Here is a 16,096-nt window from a genome sequence, read left to right as displayed (position 1 = left end):
CATGACGCTTCAGTTCTTCGCCCTCGCCCTGTTCTGCTGGGCCCTGTTCTTCACCTTCAAGAAGACCAAGGGAAAGCAGATGGTGATCTGCATCATGCTGATCCTCTCCGGGATCTTCCTGCCGTACACGCCGTTCAGCGAGTCGATCCGCGGCACGCTGGAGTCCGTGTTCAACACCGCGAACACGACCGTGAACAACATCGGCTCGTCGTCGCACTGAGTGACCGAGTGCGGTTACCGGTTACCGGTTACAGCCCCCGAACACCCCCGGAACCGCCCCCCAGGCGACCCGAACCGGGGTCTCAGGGGCCTGTAACCGGTAACCGGTAACCGCCGAAGACCACGCAGAGTCACAGAAGGGAGGGTCATGGAACTCCTCTTACTCCTCGCCATCAGCTACGTGTTCGGTGTGGAGAAGACGCACGGGAAATACGAGCAGGCGGGAATCAAGAAACCCCCCACTAAAACTAAAGAGAAATGGAACCCGACCCGGGCGCCGGATACATTCCGAAACGCGCCGTACAACATTGCGGCGAAAGCTCATTACGGGCTTCTGGCTGGCGCTCATATGGCTGGTGGCCTGCGTGACGGATGGCGCTCGGCTTACCTCAAAAAGCCGACTGGGAAGCCTTCCGTTTCCACCTCCGGAAAGCCTTCGGCCACCCCGCCGAAGGGGTCCTCCTCGACGGCCCCGCCGACGGCGCCCCCGCCCCCGACGACTCCGCCGACGGCCGCACCTCCCCCGCAGACGACTCCGTCTCCGCCGCCGTCCGCACCCCCACCGCCGACGGCACCCCCGCCCCCGACGACCCCGCCGGTGACGGTGCCGCCGGGCTCCGCGGTTCCCCCGGCCGGGACCATCCCGCGGCCCCGCACCGTCAAGCTGCCCGACCACATCCGGAAGGACCCCGCGATGCAGCCCAACCCGCCCGTCCCGCACTCCGCGACCGTCGACGACAAGGGCGTCCACGTCACGACCGCCGCGGGCAAGTCCCGCACCTACAGCGGCGGCGAGGTCATGACCCTCACCCAGGTCATCGACCTCGCCGACGGCTCGGCCACCCTGTGCCAGGCCAGCACCGACACCGCCCTGGAGCTCATGGACGAGGCCACGGAGCTGGCCACGGACTGCGACACGCTCATCGCCGACATCACCGCGAAGGGCGTCGGCGCGAACCTCATCGCCAAGTGCGAGTTCCTCAAGGAGCAGCTCGACCTCCAGGCCGCCGCCGCCAAGGACGTTCACGACAAGATCCAGGGCGGCGAGGAGGCGTGCCGCACCGCGTCCGCGAACGCCGAGGCCCGGCACGGCGGCATCTTCAGGGCCGTCGCCGACAGCCCCCTGACCAAGCCCGCCGAGCGCGACTTCTACAACGCCCGATAGAAGAGGAGCAGCCACCGCATGAGCGCCACCGAGACCCTGAAGGACGCCGCGAACTACGCGGCCCTGCGCACCAAGCTGGCCTGGCTCACCCACAAGGTCCACGCCCACGCCCAGACCGTCACCAAGCTCGCCGCCGACATCGACGACGCAGCCGAACAGATGCTGGACGCCTCCGAGACGATGAAGGCGCTGGCCGTCGACGACCAGACCACCTCCGAGTTCGCCGACGCCGCGCTGACCATGACCGGCGTCAAGGACGCGGCCGGCGCCTACACCTCCGCCGCCGACAGCGCTTCCGCGGCCGCCGACGACGCGAAGACCACCACCGAGAGCGACCACGGCGGCATCGCCGACGCCGTCGCCACCTCCCCCGTCGACATGGCCGAAGCCGGCTTCTACGCCCAGCAGTAAGGAGACCGAAGGATCATGGGGCCGACCCGAGCTCAGTTCGTTCAGTACACGCCCGCCGCGCTCGCGGTGGTGCCTCTCGGCGCCGGCCCCTGGTCCGCCCTCGCCGCCGCGGCGGCCGGAGCGGGAGCGTGGGCCGTTGGCGTCTCCGCTCCCGTTCTGCGGTCCCTGATCGCGTGCGGGTTCACGGCCACCGGCTGCGGCATCGCCGCCAACGAGGTCCTCGCCGCGGGCGGGAACCCGCTGATCGCCCTCGGGCTCGCGGTCCCGGCCGGGGCGGCCGCCCTGGCCCACCACCGCAACATCGCCGCCCACCTTCCCGCCGCCGCGCTCACGACCACGGGCGCGGGCACGGGGGCTACCGGGCAGACGTCGCAGGCCCAGCTCATCACCGCCTGGTGGCGCGAGTACATCTCCGGTCCCACCCAGACTGAGGGCCGCGTCCTCATCCAGCCCGGGGCCAACCTCGAGCACCTCGGCCTTGAGATCGACGCCGACCACGTGGCGTTCACCGGGATCATCACCCTGCCCCAGGGGCAGCAGGTGCGGGTGAAGGCCGCCGACGTCGCCTCCGTCTACCAGATCCCCGTCTCCCAGGTCGAGCTGGGCGACTCCAAGCACTACGCGCCCAACGCGCTGCCGGTCACCGTGCACCTGAAGGTCCCGGCGGAGCAGCCGCAGATCGCGGCCGGCGCTCCGACGACTCCCGAGGAGCTGTGGGCCGCGTACGTCGGTGTGCCGGAGGGGGCGGTGCCCGGCACCACCCTGACGGTGACCCGCTATGACGGGCCGCTGGACTGGGAGGGGATCGCCACCCGCGACCGCCGGGCGATCGGCTCCGTCAACTTGCAGGACCTCGCGGGCAATCTCGACCTGGAGACGATCCAGATCGCCCTGGCCCCCGGCGACAAGCCGTCGCAGATGGGGATCCGGGTGATGCGGGAGCACGCGCTGATGCACGGCACGATGCTCTCCTCGGTCGTCGACGAGCTGTCGATGGACTCGCGCGGCTACGTCCGCGCCGGCACCTACGTCGACGGCCGGGCCGCGCTCCTGCCGCTCGCGCAGCCCGGCTCTGGTGCCCGCCACCTCTACCTCGTCGGCGGGTCGCGGTCGGGCAAGTCCGGGCTGCTGGAGCAGATCCTGCTCTCCGCCCACCGCTCCGGCATCGCGGTGATCCTCGCCTCCCCGCAGGCCGGGACCATCGCCGGCGCCTCGCTGTCCGCGTACCTCGGGGACGGCCTGGACGAGGCGATGGGCGCGCTGCGCCTGGCCTACGCGATGATGCTCGACCGCGAGGCCCGCTACCGCTCCCCCGCGTTCCCCTTCACCGACCCGCTGGTCCTGGTCGTCATCGACGAAGCCCACATGCTGCTGTCGGCCTCCTCCCCGTACCACGCGGAGGCGAAGGCCATCGTGGAGCAGCTGACCCGCCGGTCCCTTAAGCGGGGCATCGGCGTCGTCCTGGCCACCCAGACCCCGCTGGCTGAAGACCTCGGCAACAGCACGGTCATCCGCAGCCAGTTGCTCATCGGCGGTGGCGCTGTGTTCCTGCGCTGCGCCAAGGGGCAGGGCTCCCTGGTCGGGGCGAACGCGGTGGAGGGCGCGGAGGGCATCGACCTGTCGATGATCCCCTCGCAGTGGCCCGGGCAGTACGCCAAGGTCGCCGACCGCGACATGTCCGGCTTGGCGACTGAGGCCGCTGCCGCTCCCGAGGATGGCACCTTCGGTCTGGGCTACTTGCTCACGCCCGGCAGCCAGGCCGTGCAGTTCCGTTCCCTGCACCTGGACGTGCCGCCCGTCTCCCTCGCCGGAGGCGAGCCGCCGGTCGGGATCGAGGACTGCGACGCCTGGCGCGAGCGCGACGCGGTCGCCCAGACGCCGATGGTCGACAAGCGCGGCAGGAACCTGATCGGCAGCCTCGCCGACCTCCTCGCCGCGGCCGAGGGCGCCCCCTCCTCGCAGGAGCCGGCGGCCCACCACAACCCCACCCATCTCCACGCCGTCCCCGGGCCCGCCCGGCCGGGCGGGGCACCGGCGGCGCCTGAAGGACAGGAGCTGATCAAGCCGCGCATCCTCGAGCTCCTCCAGGAGCACTCCATCCCCATGACCGCCGAAACCATCGCCCGAAAGCTCGAGATCCCCGCGCGGAACGTGAAGCCGCGGCTGTCGGAGCTGAAGAAGAGGGGCGAGGTCACCAACGAGAACGGACTGTGGAAGGCAGCAGTATGAACACCCACACCCAGACGACTGACTTCACCCCCGTCGACCAGGACCTGTACGAGCAGGCGTTCCAGCTCCTCGACCCCGACCCCACCCCGGCACCCGCGCGCCCTGCGGCTCTCGCGGCTCCCGCACAGGTTCCCCTCACCGCCACTGCGCCGGTGCGCCTGACCGGGCCGGTGGAGAAGACCCTCACCGACGCGCTCAACTTCCTCGACACCCAAGGCTGGACCAGGTACAGCCTCATCAACACCGAGGGCGCCCGCTGCTCCATCGGCGCCCTGCGCGCCGCGGCCGGCTCCCGCAACGCCGCCTACCGCGACGCCGGGAACCTCCTCCTGGACGAGGCCCGCCGCCAGCACGGCAAGAAGTGGGAGGCGATCCCCGCCTGGAACGACTCCCACAGCGGAGCGCAGGTGCGTAGCGTGTGGGAGGCCGCCATCCGGCGCGCCCACCGCATGAACATCTGACGCTGGAGGAGCTGCCCGTGTCGTTCTCGTTCACCAACCCCGAATCGGACCGCGACGACCGCTCGTTCTCGTTCACCGGCTCGCAGCCGACGCACGACGACGGCCGGTCGTTCTCGTTCACCGGCTCGGACCCGGCCGACATCGACAGGCAGCTCCAGGCGATCACCGACATGGCCCACGAGATCCTCCGCCGTGTCGACGACGTCCGCAGGCAGATCAACACCTGACCGTCTCCTCCGCCCTGACGCGGAGGCACACCACACAGCTCGACATCACGCCCCGCCCGGATCCCTTCCGGGCGGGGCGTCGCCGTTCCCTGCCCGAACCCACCTTCTCGGGAGACCGACCACCGTGCGCCGCTACCGCTACCGCTGCACCGTCTGCCGCACGACCAGCCCCGTCGTCCTCGCCCTCGACGACCTGGACGCCGAAGCCGGCGCCCACCGCCAGGCCGTCCACGGCGGCCACTTCCCCGACGACGAGCTCGCCGGCGAGATAGACCGCCTGGGCCGCTGGTACGCCGCCCTGTCCCCACTCGCCGTTCTCCACGCCCGCATCGCCGACGGTCTCAGCGACCTGCGCGACGAGAAGGCGATGGGCCACTACTGGTGGGCCAGCGCCGGCTCCGCCCTCCTGATCGGCGGGTCGGCCGCCCTCATCGCCCTCGTCGTCGCCGCCGCCGCGCTCTGACCCTCGGCCGCCCGCGACATGTGGGGCACCACGGGCAACGCCCTCCCGGACACCGACGACGCGTACTGCGCCACCAAGGGCACCTGCTCGATCATCCGCGAACTGCGGGCCGGTGTCCGCCCGCCCACCTACCGCGCCTGACGGACGCTCCGTGCCGCCTCGGCCTCCGTACGACGGAGGCCGAGGCGGTCGCGGTGGTCCCTCAACACGGAAGGAGATGGACGTCATGCGCCGATACGAGGTCGACGTCCCGATACACCACGAGGCGGACCAGGAACGGCGAGGGCTTCACGTCTTCACCGGCCGCGCAGCCGGGGAGAGCGAGGCCCTGGCCGCCGCGCGCAACGCCTACGACCGGGCCGTGCAGCACGTGGCCGCCGGCCTCCCGACCCCCGACGACTCCAGCGACGGATGGGCCGCGCGCGGCCTGCGTCCCGACTGGGTCCTGGACTGGCACAAGGCCACCACCACGGCGTGGGTCAACCCCAACAGCCTGATGTGAATTCGCCCCGGGACAGGCGCCATAGGCGTCGAAACCGTCGCCTGCCCCGGGTTCCCCATCCCGTACGAGACGAGAGGGAGACACCAGTATGGACTCCGTCCTGCACACGACGGGCCGGCTCGGCCCGCGCACCCTTCTGATCACCACCGCCGCCGTGCCGCTGACCGGCTGGGCGGTCCACGCCGTCGCGCTGCACAAGAAGCTCGCTGCCACGAAGCGCGACCCGCTGACGGGCCTGCTGCGCCGCGACTCCTACACCGCCCGCGCCCGCCGGCTCCTGGCCCGCCACGGCGACAAGGTGACCGTCGTCATGGTAGACGCCGACCACTTCAAGCAGATCAACGACGGCCTCGGACATGCGGCCGGGGACACGGTCCTCACCGCGATCGGCGCCCGGCTCACCGCCTGGGCGGGCCAGCGCGCAGCGATCGGCAGGCTCGGAGGCGATGAGTTCGCCGTGGTCCTGGAGCTGAAGGCCGACCGCCGCGAACAGCGCCTCACACAGCTGGTCCGGATGCTGCACACGCCGGTCACCCTGGACGACGGCCGCACCGTCGACGTCGCCGCCTCGGTCGGCGCCGCGGCCCCGGCCTCGGTCGGCTCCCGCGACCTGACCCGGCTGCAGAGGGCCGCCGATGCCGCCCTCTACGACGGCAAGCACACCGGCCGCGCGTCCCTCGCGACGGCGCAGCACGTCACGGTGCCGTCCATCAACGGCCGCAGGGCCGGCCGTCCGGGCACAGCGGCGTGGGGGCGGGCCGCATGAGCGCCGCGACGCTGCCCGAGGGCGACTGGATCCGCGGCATCAGCATCCGGCAGCCGTACGCGGCCTGCATCCTCGCCGGAGCCAAGGACGTGGAGAACAGGCCCGCCCGGTGGCGGACCGGCTGGGTCCTGCTGCACACGAGCCAGACCGTCGACCGGCCCGCCCTGCGCCTCCCGCTGATCGGCCGCACGATCCGCGACCGCGAGCTGGTCACCGGCGCGGTCGTCGGCATCGCCCGGATCACCGACTGCCACCAGGACCTCGAGGGAGCGCCGCTCTGCTCGCCGTGGGCGCACCCGGGCTCCTGGCACCTCGTGCTCCAGGACGTCCAGGAGCTCCCCCTGCCCGTCCCCGCGCGGGGCAGGTCGTGCCCTGGAAGCCGACGCCGGACCTGCTGGAGCGCGTCTTCCAGCAGCTGCCCGGCTTCCGGCCGTGACCACCCGAGGCAAGAAGAAGCCGCCGTTCGAGCCGGGCCTGGTCCCGGCTCCCGGCGCGCTTCTCGAATGGCGCGACAGCCAGCATTACGACCGCTGGCAGGACCGCCCCTGCGTGCTGTGCGAGAAGCCCACGCCGATGCGCTCCCACGCAGGGGAGCCCGTCCACAAGGCGTGCGCTGAGGACTGGATCGCCGCGAACCCCGTTCAGGCCCGCCGCGAGGGCCGGTTCGCCTCCGACACCCAGCCCAAGAGCACCAAGCGCGCCACCCACGCCTGACCCCTCCCACCGGAGGCCCTCATGAGCAGCACCGACCGCGACGTCGACCACGCGCTCGCCTACCCCGAACCGCCGGCCTCTCTGCTGTGGCATCGCCACGGCGCCGCGAAGGCCCGGCCGCTCACGCCCGCTGAGCAGAAGCGCAACTGCGAGCTCCTGGTGCTCGCGCAGCGCACCCCCCGACCCCGCTCCCCTCGCCCCACCGAGACCCTGGCGGAGGCCAGCTGATGGACACCAAACACTGCGCCGTCGACGGCTGGGTCGACGCCATCCCCGCCCCCGGCCGCCGCTCGGACACGGCCACCTTCGACCTGATCGTCCGGCCCGCCGATATCGACACCCTCGCCGACGACGCACCCGACACGGTCGTCTCCTGCACCAGCGGAGACCCCCGGATCACCCACGAGCTGCTGACCGGCATACAGCCCGGCGACCTGCTGCGCGTCACCGGCACCCTGGTCCAGCCCCAGGCGCCCGGCGAGGACGCCCACCTCACTGTCGACGCCCTGGAGGTCCTGGACACCGCGCTCATCCCGGCCCTGAGCGACATGGTCCTCGACCGGTACGCCGACTACGTCGTCGTCTTCGACGGAGACCACGACCAGGTCCCCGTCTTCACCGCGAGCGGCCGCTGGGTCGGCCTGGCCGACAACCCCGACGCCATCGCCACCCTCATCGACATCGACGAGCGCGTGAACGGCGGTGACGACCGATGACCACCGTCGCGCCCCTCCCGAACCGTCCTGGAGCGCTTCCCCGCCAGCCACCCTCACGGCTCCTGGCCCGCCGACGAATACGCCGCCGCCCAACGCGCCCAGGGCACCGACGCCCACGTCGTGATGGACCTGACCACCGACCAGTTCCTCGTCGTCACCGACACCGCCACCCGCTAGCCCGCCGAACCGAGAGGTGCACATGACCGAGACCGAGACGTTCGAGACCATCCGCTACACCGCCGACGTGGTCGTCCTGACGCCTAACGGCGACGTCCTGCTGATCGAGCGCGACTGGCCGCCGTTCGAAGGCCACTGGGCCTGCGCGGGTGGTCACGTCGACCCGGGGGAGACGAGCCGCGAGGCCGCCGCTCGGGAACTCGAGGAGGAGACCGGGGTTCACGTTGCCGCCGACGACCTGCGCCAGATCGGCGTCTTCGACCAGCCCGGCCGCGACCCGCGCGGTCGGTACGTCACCGTCGCGTACCTGGCCACCGTCCCCGCCGACACCCCGATCATCGCCGGGGACGACGCCCGCACCGCCCGCTGGTGGCCCCTGGACAACCTGCCGGAGCGCCTGGCGTTCGACCACGCCGACATCCTCAACGCGGCCACGGCCTCCTGAGACCCGCCACGCCACGCCGAAGCGGCGCGCCCCCCGACCGGAAGGCCGGCGGCGCGGCGCTTCGGCGTGACGACTTCGTGGACACCGCTGCCCGCTACCTGAGCCCAGCTATGCCGACGACCATCCCGCACCCCACCTCCGAGGAGCCGACCCGATGAAGCGCCCCCTTTTCCGCCGCTGCTCTCACGCCCCTGGCGCCCTCTCCCCCGAGGACCAGGCCGTCGTTGATCAGTTCCGCGCGACGCTCATCGCCCTGCGCAACCCGACGCCTTGGACGCCCGGCAGCGCCCAGGACATCGGCGTACGGGTGGGCCCGTTCATCGAGCGCGCGCGCACCCGGCCCGGCGACGACCACGGCACCGAGGTGATCGCCGTCGCCCTGGTCCACCCCGACGCCCCGAACGCCGCGGCCCACCTCCACGGCCGCCAACTCGGCTATACCGACCGCGGCTGGCTGCGCTGCGAGACGACCGCGATCCTCGGCGCCTGGCAGCCGGCCTATGCGATGCTCACCCACGCCGCCGCGAACCTGCCCCTCCCCGACGACATCGGCATGGCCCCCGCCCACTACGCCGTCGACGTCGAAGCGTGCGAGCCCGACGGGTCCGGCTCCACCTTCCTTCGCCTCGGCCCTTACACCCAGACCTGGCTCGCCTCTCGCGACGCGGACCGCCTCAACACCGAGCTGGAGGGCCAGGCGGCCACCCTCGTCCCCGGGTTCGTGGTCACCGCGAAGTGCGTGCCGTTCGACTTCGACGACCGCGAGAACTACAGCGACCCGTACCGGACCGACGTCACCGCGCTCCTCGCCGCCGCCATCGCGGGAGTGAACGCGTGACCACCACCGACCTGTACGAGATCGCTACCAGCGCGGGCGACGACGGCACCCCGCATCCCGTCGAACAGATTTGGACCCCCGGCGCCGACGACGCCGCCGACAGCGGGTTCATCGTCCACCGCGGCCTCCACGTCACCGGGATCGACAACCCCACCGACGACCACCTCTACCCCGTCGCGTTCCTCGTGCTCGGACACCAGCGGTGGACCGACGCCATCGAGGCCGCCGCCGCGTACATGGCCCGGATCCACGGCTGGCGGAACCTGCACCTCTACCCCGGCGACGACCCCTCCGTGCTCATCCCCCTCATCCCGCGCGCGGTCCACACCCACGGTGTCTTCTTACGGCACCCGCACCCGGACCACGGCTGCGGATGCGAGTGGGACGACACCTGGCGCATGGTCTGGACGCCCGACACCGAACCCGCGGCCGTGCCGGTCACCGCCCTGCGGCACCCCGCCGCACTGGCGGCCACCGCCGGCATCCCCAACCCTGACGAAGGCGCGCCCGCGACCTGGGCCGCCTGACAACCGAAGGCCCGACTCCTCCGCGGTCATCTGCGGGGGAGCCGGGCCTTCTTGCGTTTCAGGCTCCTGCGGCGACCCTTAACCGGGTTAAGGGTCGCCTCCCTAATCGTCCGCCATGAGAAGCAGCACAAGCTCGTCTCGATGCTGCCCTGACATGTGCTGCGTAGATGCCTGTTGAACCAGGCCGGGCCGGTTCACGGGAGATCAGACACGCCAGAGTCCGTCGCGTCACCCTTAACCGGGTTAAGGCTGTCACCTGCAACCGCGCCGCCTGTTGCCCGTGCTGGTAGGGCCGGTCCCGCTTCGGGAGCCGGGTCCGCAGGCTTCCGCTACTAGCAGAAGCTGAACTGCCACGCAGATGCCGGGGTCTTAACCGGGTTAAGTGCCTTCTCTGCTTTGCGCGCTGCTGCTCAGCCGGAAGGCGCCCAATCCGTTGCCCCGGCGGTTCGCTCCGCCCTCAAGAAGCACACGGTTCACGAGTACGACGTCGCCGCTCGTAACGGCTCCTCGCTGCGCATCGTCCAACATCCGCACGCCCCCGGCACCTGGCCCGGCGGCGAGGACGTGATCGGCGCCTACGCGGTCCCGACCGCGCTCGGGTGATGGTCCTCCGTGCCGCCCCGCCCCCTGCCGCCCATCGGCCGGGGGCGGGGCGGCACGGTGGTCCCTCACCACCGCGAGCACGAGAGGAGCTGGACGTCATGGCCAAGGAACTTTTCGAGGTGGACGCCCCCATACGGAACATCGAGGGCCTGCGCGGTGTGCACGTCTTCATCGGCCGGGCCGACAGCGGCACCGCCACCATCAAGGCTGCCCACGAGGTCTACGACGAGGCCGGCGCCGCAGCGGAGGCCGTGCCAGGGCGACGACGACACCCTGTCTTCCGTCGCCTCTTCCGACTCTTCACGGATCCGGTCGGCATGGACCGCCGCCTGCAGTTGGTTCCACCGACGAGATACCGTTGCCCGCCCTACCCTCTGTGTGCACGAGAGGAAGCCAACGTGGCCGTTGAGTTTGCGAGACTGCTCGATCCGCTTATCGAGTGGGTGTACGAACAGGCCGGGGAGAACCCACTGTGCGACAGTTCTATCCTGCCGTTCGCCTACGAGCACGGGATGGCAGACACCCAAGCCTATGAGCTGCTCCAGTACGCCGAGAGCAAGGGTCTGGTGGACGGCAGTCAATCCATGATGGGGGACCCGCGAGCGAGGCTGACCTCTCATGGCCTGAGCGTGATGGAAGAGCGGCTGCGCCAACGCTCGTCACCGGCTGCCCGGAGCGCGGCAGCCCGCAAAGCTCTACTTGTCTGGCTATGGCACCAAAAGCATGAGGGAACCCACTTTCCGGCCATCGACGGGATTCTGGAACTGGACGACTCTCTGTTCGCCGGTGACCGTCTCACCGCCTCTGAGATGGATCGTGCAGCTGGGTATCTGTTGTCCAAAGACCTGATCAGGGGCACCAGAGTTAGTGGTAGAGAGGGGCCGGTACGCGCTGAGATCACGACAGAAGGGCTGGACTGCGTGGAGCACTACGAGGGCGACATCAGCGCGTACGAGCGCCGCAACAACGGTGGGAACACAACGTTCCATATCGCGGAGAACATGGGCAACATCGCGGCCAACAGCCGTGACTTCACGATGAACGCCACGACCAACAAGGACGGGATAGACCCCGCAGCAGTCGTCATGCTCGCCCGGGCGCTGCGCCAAGCTGCACCGGCCCTGGAACTTCCGGAAGAAGATGCTCTCGAGTTCACCCAGCTCGCCACACGCCTTGAGACCGAAGCTGCCGCTGGTTCCCCTGATCTCGGAAGGCTCCAGCGATGGGGCGGCTCCATCGTCGCCATCCTCAACTCCCCAGTCGTAAGTGGGGCGCTCGGAAGCGTGCTCGCCGCCTACACCGGCACGGTACTGCCCGGGTTGCCTGCCGCCTGACCCACACATGACGTGCCTCACGTAGGGGATCTTGAGGTTGCCGACCGGCGTGGATGCCGGGCAAGCCGACCCAGCGGGTCCTGAACATGTAGCCGCTGTCCCGCCCGGCTTCACCTGGGTGCTGATACCGCCGTTATCACCACCTTCAGTACCTGACGCAAGGTGGCTCTGAACCTGCTTCGTCCATGAAGCGGCCGCGGCAGCCGCTTCGCAGCTGTGCGTTGTCCGCAGCGGGTAAGTGATGCCGACGAGACTGATAACGCCGTTATCGGCGACGTGGCGGCCCCCAGGATCCGGGTTGCGGACAGCTTCGCAGTGATAACGCCGTTATCGCTGGCAGCGCTGTTCCTACCAGCATCGAGGTCCGCCCGATCCGCATTGGCTGCGGGCGGCTACGGCACCCCTGGCGGGCTACGGCATCGCGGCGCGTCGGGCCACCCATCGCCGCGGCCTACGCCTGAGCACGCGAAGCGCTCCCGCCACCCAGACCTCGATCCGGGCGGCGGGGGCCGCTTCTTGCGATTTCTGGAGCCGTTAGGCCGCCGTCAGCGATAACCCCGTTGTCGACAAGCCGTGATCATTTTGGGAACAGGTGCGAACTTGGCGCTCATTGTGCGAGTCGGCTGTCCCAACGCACCCTGCAAGTTAGTAAGGTGCCTTCATGGTCACTCAAAGCCCCTCCGGAGACAGAGAGAAAGTTGTCTCCAAGTTGCCAGCCGAGCTCCGCCAGGACCTGAAGGTACGAGCAGCCGAACTCGGAGTGGACATCCAGGACGCCGTCACCGAAGGCATTGACGCCTGGCGCAGCTCCCCAGCGGTGCACGAAGTCATCGACACAGCAGGGTCCGTGACGTTCTCAACCTGGCTCTTCCCGGGCCAGTGGGAGGACCTTAAGGCGGCCTGTGCCGAGCGCGGCATCCCCTTCGTTCAAGGACTCGCGCAGTCGGTCGCCCTGTGGCTGCAGACGCATCCCTCCCCTAAGTACCGGCCCGTCACAGGGATCCCCCGCCGAATCGTGGTGTGCAACCAGAAGGGCGGTGTGGGGAAGACCGCCATCTCCGCCGGCGTCGGCCAGGCCCTGGCCGAGGGCGAGACCTACGTAACCGTTTCCAAGAACACCGAGGCGCTCTTGGAAGAGTTCCGGGGCTTGGGCCTGCGCGTCCTGCTCGTCGACTACGACCCCCAGGGCCACCTCACCAAGCAGCTCGGCCTGCAGAGCCTCCCCGCCAAGGGCCCCAGTCTGGCCAAGTTCATGGCAGGCCAGATCAAGGACTCCTCGATCAGAGACCTCGTGGTCGTCGTCGAAGACGCCCGATACGAAGGCCGACTGCACGTCCTGCCCTCCTGCCCGGACGCGTTCCTCCTCGACATCATGATTGCGATGGATCGCAACCGGCAGGCGACTCTGGAGCGGGCGCTCGAGCCTCTGGAGAAGGACTACGACGTCATACTCATCGACTCCCCTCCCAGCCTCGGCGTGGGTATGGACGCCGCGATCTATTACGGGCGTCGTCGTGAGGGCGAAGCCAAGGAACAGTCCGGCGTGATGATCATCGTGCAGGCGGAAGACTCATCAGCGGATGCCTTCGAGCTGCTGATAGAGCAGATCGAGTCCGGTAAGACGGACTGGCGGATCGACGTCGAGTACCTGGGCCTCGTCGTCAACATGTACGACGCCCGTGACGGCTACGTCGTCACCTCCTCCCTCAGAGAGTGGGAATCCCTCGGCGACCCCAGGGTCCTCGCGAAGGTCGCCCGCCTCAAGGAACAGCGCGAGGCCGTCAGAAACAAGATGCCGCTCCTCTCCTACGCACCGGAGTGCGACCAGGCCATGAGCATGCGCAAGATCGTTCGGGAGATCACGTGAGTACCCGCCAGTCCGCCGCCGACCGTGTCGGGAGCTCGAGCTCCTTCGGCCGGGCAGCCCTCGCCCGCAGTACCCGCGGCCAGCTCATCGCAGCCGCCACAGGCGAAGCCCAAGACGAGACCGTCACCACACTCAGCCTCGACCGCATCAGCCCGAACCCCGACAACCCCCGCGACACCCTCGGAGACATCGAGGGCCTGGCCTCCAGCCTCGCCGAGATCGGACTCGTCCAAGCGATCACAGTGGCCACCGTCGAGGCCTACCTGAAGGAGCGCCCCGGACGCGAAGACGAACTCACCGCTGGCGCCCAGTACGTCGTCATCGACGGGCACCGCCGCCTCGCCGCCGCCCGCGAAGCAGGCATCGACTCCGTCCGGATCACCGTAAACGACGCCCTGGCGGCCACCGACGAGAAGCTGCTCGAAGCCGCATTCGTTGCCAACGCCCAGCGCGAGAACCTGACCGACCTGGAGGAGGCCCAAGCCCTCAACCAGCTCGTCAAGCTCTACGGCTCGCAGCACAAGGCAGCCAAGCGGCTCGGAGTGACACAGCCGTACATCTCCCAGCGCCTCTCGCTCCTCGCGCTCGCACCCGACCTCCAGGCAGACCTCGAAGCCGGTCGACGCAAGGTCGAGCACGTGCGCGGCCTGGCCAAACTCACGCCCGAAGAACAGCGGGCGACAGCCGACGAACGGGCTGCCGCCCCCCAACCGCGACGCCGGAGCGTCGTGCCGACTCAGCCCTCGGCCCCTGCGACTGATAACGCCGTTATCAACCCGCTGGCCGCACAACCAGAGGACACCCCCGCAGTCCTGCCGCAGACTGATAACGCCGTTATCACCTCCAAGGCGCAGGAGCAGCGCGCCGAGAACCTGCCGACTGATAACGCCGTTATCGCCGAAGCCCCGTCCGGACACCTGGTGGACCTTCGGCCGGCCCCTCCTGTGCCGTGGCACGACGGCAACGCCGTCATGGACCTCGTCATGGCCACCCTGGATGAAGACCAGCGAAGCCGATTCCTCCATCGCTATGTCGAGCGCAGCGGGAGCAAGGAGGCGCTGGTCGCTGACCTCGCGCGTGGCCTCCCCCGAGAAGGACGTCTCCAACTTGCTTCGATCCTGGCCGCAGTGGCGGCCGACCTAGGCGCCATCTGATCGACACCCAGATCGAGGGCGGTGCTCAAGCAGCGCCCTTTCCTAGAGGCCGGACTCGGTAAGAGTCCGGCCGCTGCGTCTCGATGTACTGTTGCGTGCCCGCTGCGGAGGAGCGGAGGCCAGAGCGAAGCGCCCGGCGCGTAGGTCGTCGTCCACGAAGGCCGTGACAGCCTGACGGAAGCGGCGGCGCTGTTCGGCAGCGCCCGGGTGGTCTACAACGATTCGAGTCACCAGGCGAGGCCGAGCAGGTCATCTTCGACGCTGCCGTTGTGGTCTTCACCCGGCACATGTTGGACCTGATCCGCCTGATCGCCGAGGACGTGGGCTACCACGGCAACTGGGCCCTGGCCGTCGGAGCCAACCGGCTCCGCGGCCGACGTCGCTGGAGCCCGCCGGGCAGCTTCGCCAGCAACCACCGCTACAGCGCCGACACGTACGAGGAGAGCACCGGCGCCACGCTGGCCGAGCTGCGCGATGCGCCGGGCACGGTGACGCGAAGGCTCCTCGGTCCCCTGCTCCGCTCGCTGGACTCCTAAGAGGCGTTCGCGAAGGTCCTGACCGACGAGGAGTGGTCCTCGCTGCTCCGTGAGACGGCCCGGGGCCGTGCCGCCTCACGGAGCCCGCTCCTTGCTGTTCTTCAGTTGCTGGTGTGTGCCGGGTCGGCGGCCTGGGCTTCGGCGAACGTGCCGTAGTCGGTAGATCGGTTGAGCAGGGTGTAGTCCATGTCGCCGGCGGTGAACCGGCTGGTGTAGTAGTGCCCGGTAGCCGCCCTGGGCTGCAGCCCGGTGACCGTTATCCGAGAGGCTCCCTCGTGCCGGGGGCTGCTGTGCTGGAGCGCAGCGCGCGGCGTGTTGTTGTACAGGAACCCGATCTCGGCAGTGCCGGAGTTCTCAGGAGCGCCGATCGTGGCGTTGCTCGACCGCGAGGTGCTCTCCCTCGTGCGGAGCGTGGCGTGCAGGCTCCAGAAGGTCTGCTCGATCGTCATGTACGCGGTGATCGGGCCCCGGCTTACCCCTTCGGGAATGTGGCTCTCCGGGCTCGGGGACAGCAGCACTCGCCAGGTGCCGGTGACCCAGGGGCGGCCGGTGAGACGGTGGATGACGGGCCAGTGCCAGGCCCATTTGTCGAAGACGACGGTGCCGTAGCCCACGAGGGCCGGGATGTACGCGAAGAGGTACCGGAACTCGGACGGGTACAGACCCAGGACGAGCAGGACGACGGTGTAGAGGGTGGCGGCGATGGTGGCGCCGGTGCGGATGGTGGTCGCGGTGTTCATCG

22 protein-coding genes and 1 pseudogene are annotated in these 16,096 nt (G+C 69.7%); 22 read left to right on the top strand and 1 reads right to left on the bottom strand.

Features of this window, described 5'->3' with window-relative positions; genetic code table 11:
* Nucleotide 1 precedes the first annotated feature (1 nt).
* From AC07FY_RS29660 to AC07FY_RS29555, 22 genes and pseudogenes are all read left to right on the top strand, one after another.
* A complete protein-coding gene (locus tag AC07FY_RS29660) occupies nt 2–220 on the top strand; it encodes a hypothetical protein (RefSeq protein WP_479012385.1) in 219 nt (72 codons plus the stop codon).
* Nucleotides 221–817: 597 nt separating this feature from the next.
* Nucleotides 818–1,384, top strand: a complete 567-nt coding sequence (locus AC07FY_RS29655) for a hypothetical protein (RefSeq protein WP_479012382.1) — start codon at nt 818–820, stop codon at nt 1,382–1,384.
* Nucleotides 1,385–1,402: 18 nt separating this feature from the next.
* The gene (locus AC07FY_RS29650) at nt 1,403–1,795 is read left to right on the top strand and encodes a hypothetical protein (RefSeq protein WP_479012379.1); all 393 of its coding nucleotides are present in this window, start codon (nt 1,403–1,405) and stop codon (nt 1,793–1,795) included.
* A 15-nt stretch (nt 1,796–1,810) separates the two neighbouring features.
* A complete protein-coding gene (locus AC07FY_RS29645) occupies nt 1,811–4,024 on the top strand; it encodes a hypothetical protein (protein WP_479012376.1) in 2,214 nt (737 codons plus the stop codon).
* A complete protein-coding gene (locus AC07FY_RS29640; RefSeq protein WP_479012373.1) occupies nt 4,021–4,485 on the top strand; it encodes a DUF6197 family protein in 465 nt (154 codons plus the stop codon). The genes AC07FY_RS29645 and AC07FY_RS29640 overlap by 4 nt, the downstream gene beginning before the upstream one ends.
* A gap of 17 nt (nt 4,486–4,502) precedes the next feature.
* Nucleotides 4,503–4,712, top strand: coding sequence for a hypothetical protein (locus AC07FY_RS29635; RefSeq protein WP_479012371.1), 210 nt, complete (start codon nt 4,503–4,505; stop codon nt 4,710–4,712).
* Nucleotides 4,713–4,836: 124 nt separating this feature from the next.
* Nucleotides 4,837–5,175: a hypothetical protein gene (locus tag AC07FY_RS29630; protein ID WP_479012368.1), complete on the top strand. Its 339-nt coding sequence runs from the start codon at nt 4,837–4,839 to the stop codon at nt 5,173–5,175.
* A gap of 18 nt (nt 5,176–5,193) precedes the next feature.
* Nucleotides 5,194–5,316 carry a hypothetical protein gene (locus AC07FY_RS29625; RefSeq protein WP_479012365.1) on the top strand — a complete coding sequence of 41 codons (123 nt, stop codon included), beginning with the start codon at nt 5,194–5,196 and terminating at the stop codon, nt 5,314–5,316.
* An 85-nt stretch (nt 5,317–5,401) separates the two neighbouring features.
* Nucleotides 5,402–5,677 (top strand): hypothetical protein, encoded by a 276-nt coding sequence (locus AC07FY_RS29620; protein WP_479012362.1) that lies wholly within the window; start codon nt 5,402–5,404, stop codon nt 5,675–5,677.
* 88 nt (nt 5,678–5,765) lie between these two features.
* Nucleotides 5,766–6,443: a GGDEF domain-containing protein gene (locus tag AC07FY_RS29615; protein ID WP_479012359.1), complete on the top strand. Its 678-nt coding sequence runs from the start codon at nt 5,766–5,768 to the stop codon at nt 6,441–6,443.
* Nucleotides 6,440–6,879 (top strand): annotated as a pseudogene (locus AC07FY_RS29610) (ASCH domain-containing protein). The gene AC07FY_RS29615 and the pseudogene AC07FY_RS29610 overlap by 4 nt, the downstream one beginning before the upstream one ends.
* Nucleotides 6,876–7,157 (top strand): hypothetical protein, encoded by a 282-nt coding sequence (locus AC07FY_RS29605; protein WP_479012357.1) that lies wholly within the window; start codon nt 6,876–6,878, stop codon nt 7,155–7,157. Before AC07FY_RS29610 ends, AC07FY_RS29605 begins: the two are co-directional and overlap by 4 nt.
* 21 nt (nt 7,158–7,178) lie before the next feature.
* Nucleotides 7,179–7,385, top strand: coding sequence for a hypothetical protein (locus AC07FY_RS29600; RefSeq protein WP_479012354.1), 207 nt, complete (start codon nt 7,179–7,181; stop codon nt 7,383–7,385).
* On the top strand, nt 7,385–7,873 hold the full coding sequence (locus AC07FY_RS29595) for a hypothetical protein (protein WP_479012353.1): 489 nt from the start codon (nt 7,385–7,387) through the stop codon (nt 7,871–7,873). Before AC07FY_RS29600 ends, AC07FY_RS29595 begins: the two co-directional genes overlap by 1 nt.
* A 199-nt stretch (nt 7,874–8,072) precedes the next feature.
* Complete coding sequence (locus tag AC07FY_RS29590; RefSeq protein WP_479012350.1) at nt 8,073–8,495, top strand: NUDIX domain-containing protein; 423 nt, start codon at nt 8,073–8,075, stop codon at nt 8,493–8,495.
* A 154-nt stretch (nt 8,496–8,649) separates the two neighbouring features.
* Nucleotides 8,650–9,333, top strand: coding sequence for a hypothetical protein (locus AC07FY_RS29585; protein WP_479012347.1), 684 nt, complete (start codon nt 8,650–8,652; stop codon nt 9,331–9,333).
* Nucleotides 9,330–9,860, top strand: a complete 531-nt coding sequence (locus AC07FY_RS29580; protein ID WP_479012344.1) for a hypothetical protein — start codon at nt 9,330–9,332, stop codon at nt 9,858–9,860. Before AC07FY_RS29585 ends, AC07FY_RS29580 begins: the two co-directional genes overlap by 4 nt.
* Before the next feature lie 396 nt (nt 9,861–10,256).
* A complete protein-coding gene (locus AC07FY_RS29575) occupies nt 10,257–10,463 on the top strand; it encodes a hypothetical protein (protein WP_479012341.1) in 207 nt (68 codons plus the stop codon).
* Between the two features lie 98 nt (nt 10,464–10,561).
* Nucleotides 10,562–11,797 carry a hypothetical protein gene (locus tag AC07FY_RS29570; protein ID WP_479012338.1) on the top strand — a complete coding sequence of 412 codons (1,236 nt, stop codon included), beginning with the start codon at nt 10,562–10,564 and terminating at the stop codon, nt 11,795–11,797.
* A gap of 661 nt (nt 11,798–12,458) precedes the next feature.
* The gene (locus AC07FY_RS29565; protein WP_479012335.1) at nt 12,459–13,664 is read left to right on the top strand and encodes a ParA family protein; all 1,206 of its coding nucleotides are present in this window, start codon (nt 12,459–12,461) and stop codon (nt 13,662–13,664) included.
* Complete coding sequence (locus AC07FY_RS29560) at nt 13,661–14,818, top strand: ParB/RepB/Spo0J family partition protein (protein ID WP_479012332.1); 1,158 nt, start codon at nt 13,661–13,663, stop codon at nt 14,816–14,818. Before AC07FY_RS29565 ends, AC07FY_RS29560 begins: the two co-directional genes overlap by 4 nt.
* Nucleotides 14,819–15,105: 287 nt before the next feature.
* On the top strand, nt 15,106–15,354 hold the full coding sequence (locus tag AC07FY_RS29555) for a hypothetical protein (RefSeq protein ID WP_479012329.1): 249 nt from the start codon (nt 15,106–15,108) through the stop codon (nt 15,352–15,354).
* A 101-nt stretch (nt 15,355–15,455) separates the two neighbouring features.
* Here AC07FY_RS29555 and AC07FY_RS29550 read toward each other — a convergent pair whose 3' ends face one another.
* On the bottom strand, nt 15,456–16,094 hold the full coding sequence (locus tag AC07FY_RS29550) for a Cap15 family cyclic dinucleotide receptor domain-containing protein (protein ID WP_479012326.1): 639 nt from the start codon (nt 16,092–16,094) through the stop codon (nt 15,456–15,458).
* Nucleotides 16,095–16,096 lie beyond the last annotated feature (2 nt).

The sequence above is a fragment of the Streptomyces sp. NPDC045967 genome, assembly GCF_056430495.1.
This window is presented reverse-complemented; position numbering and strand designations above follow the sequence as displayed.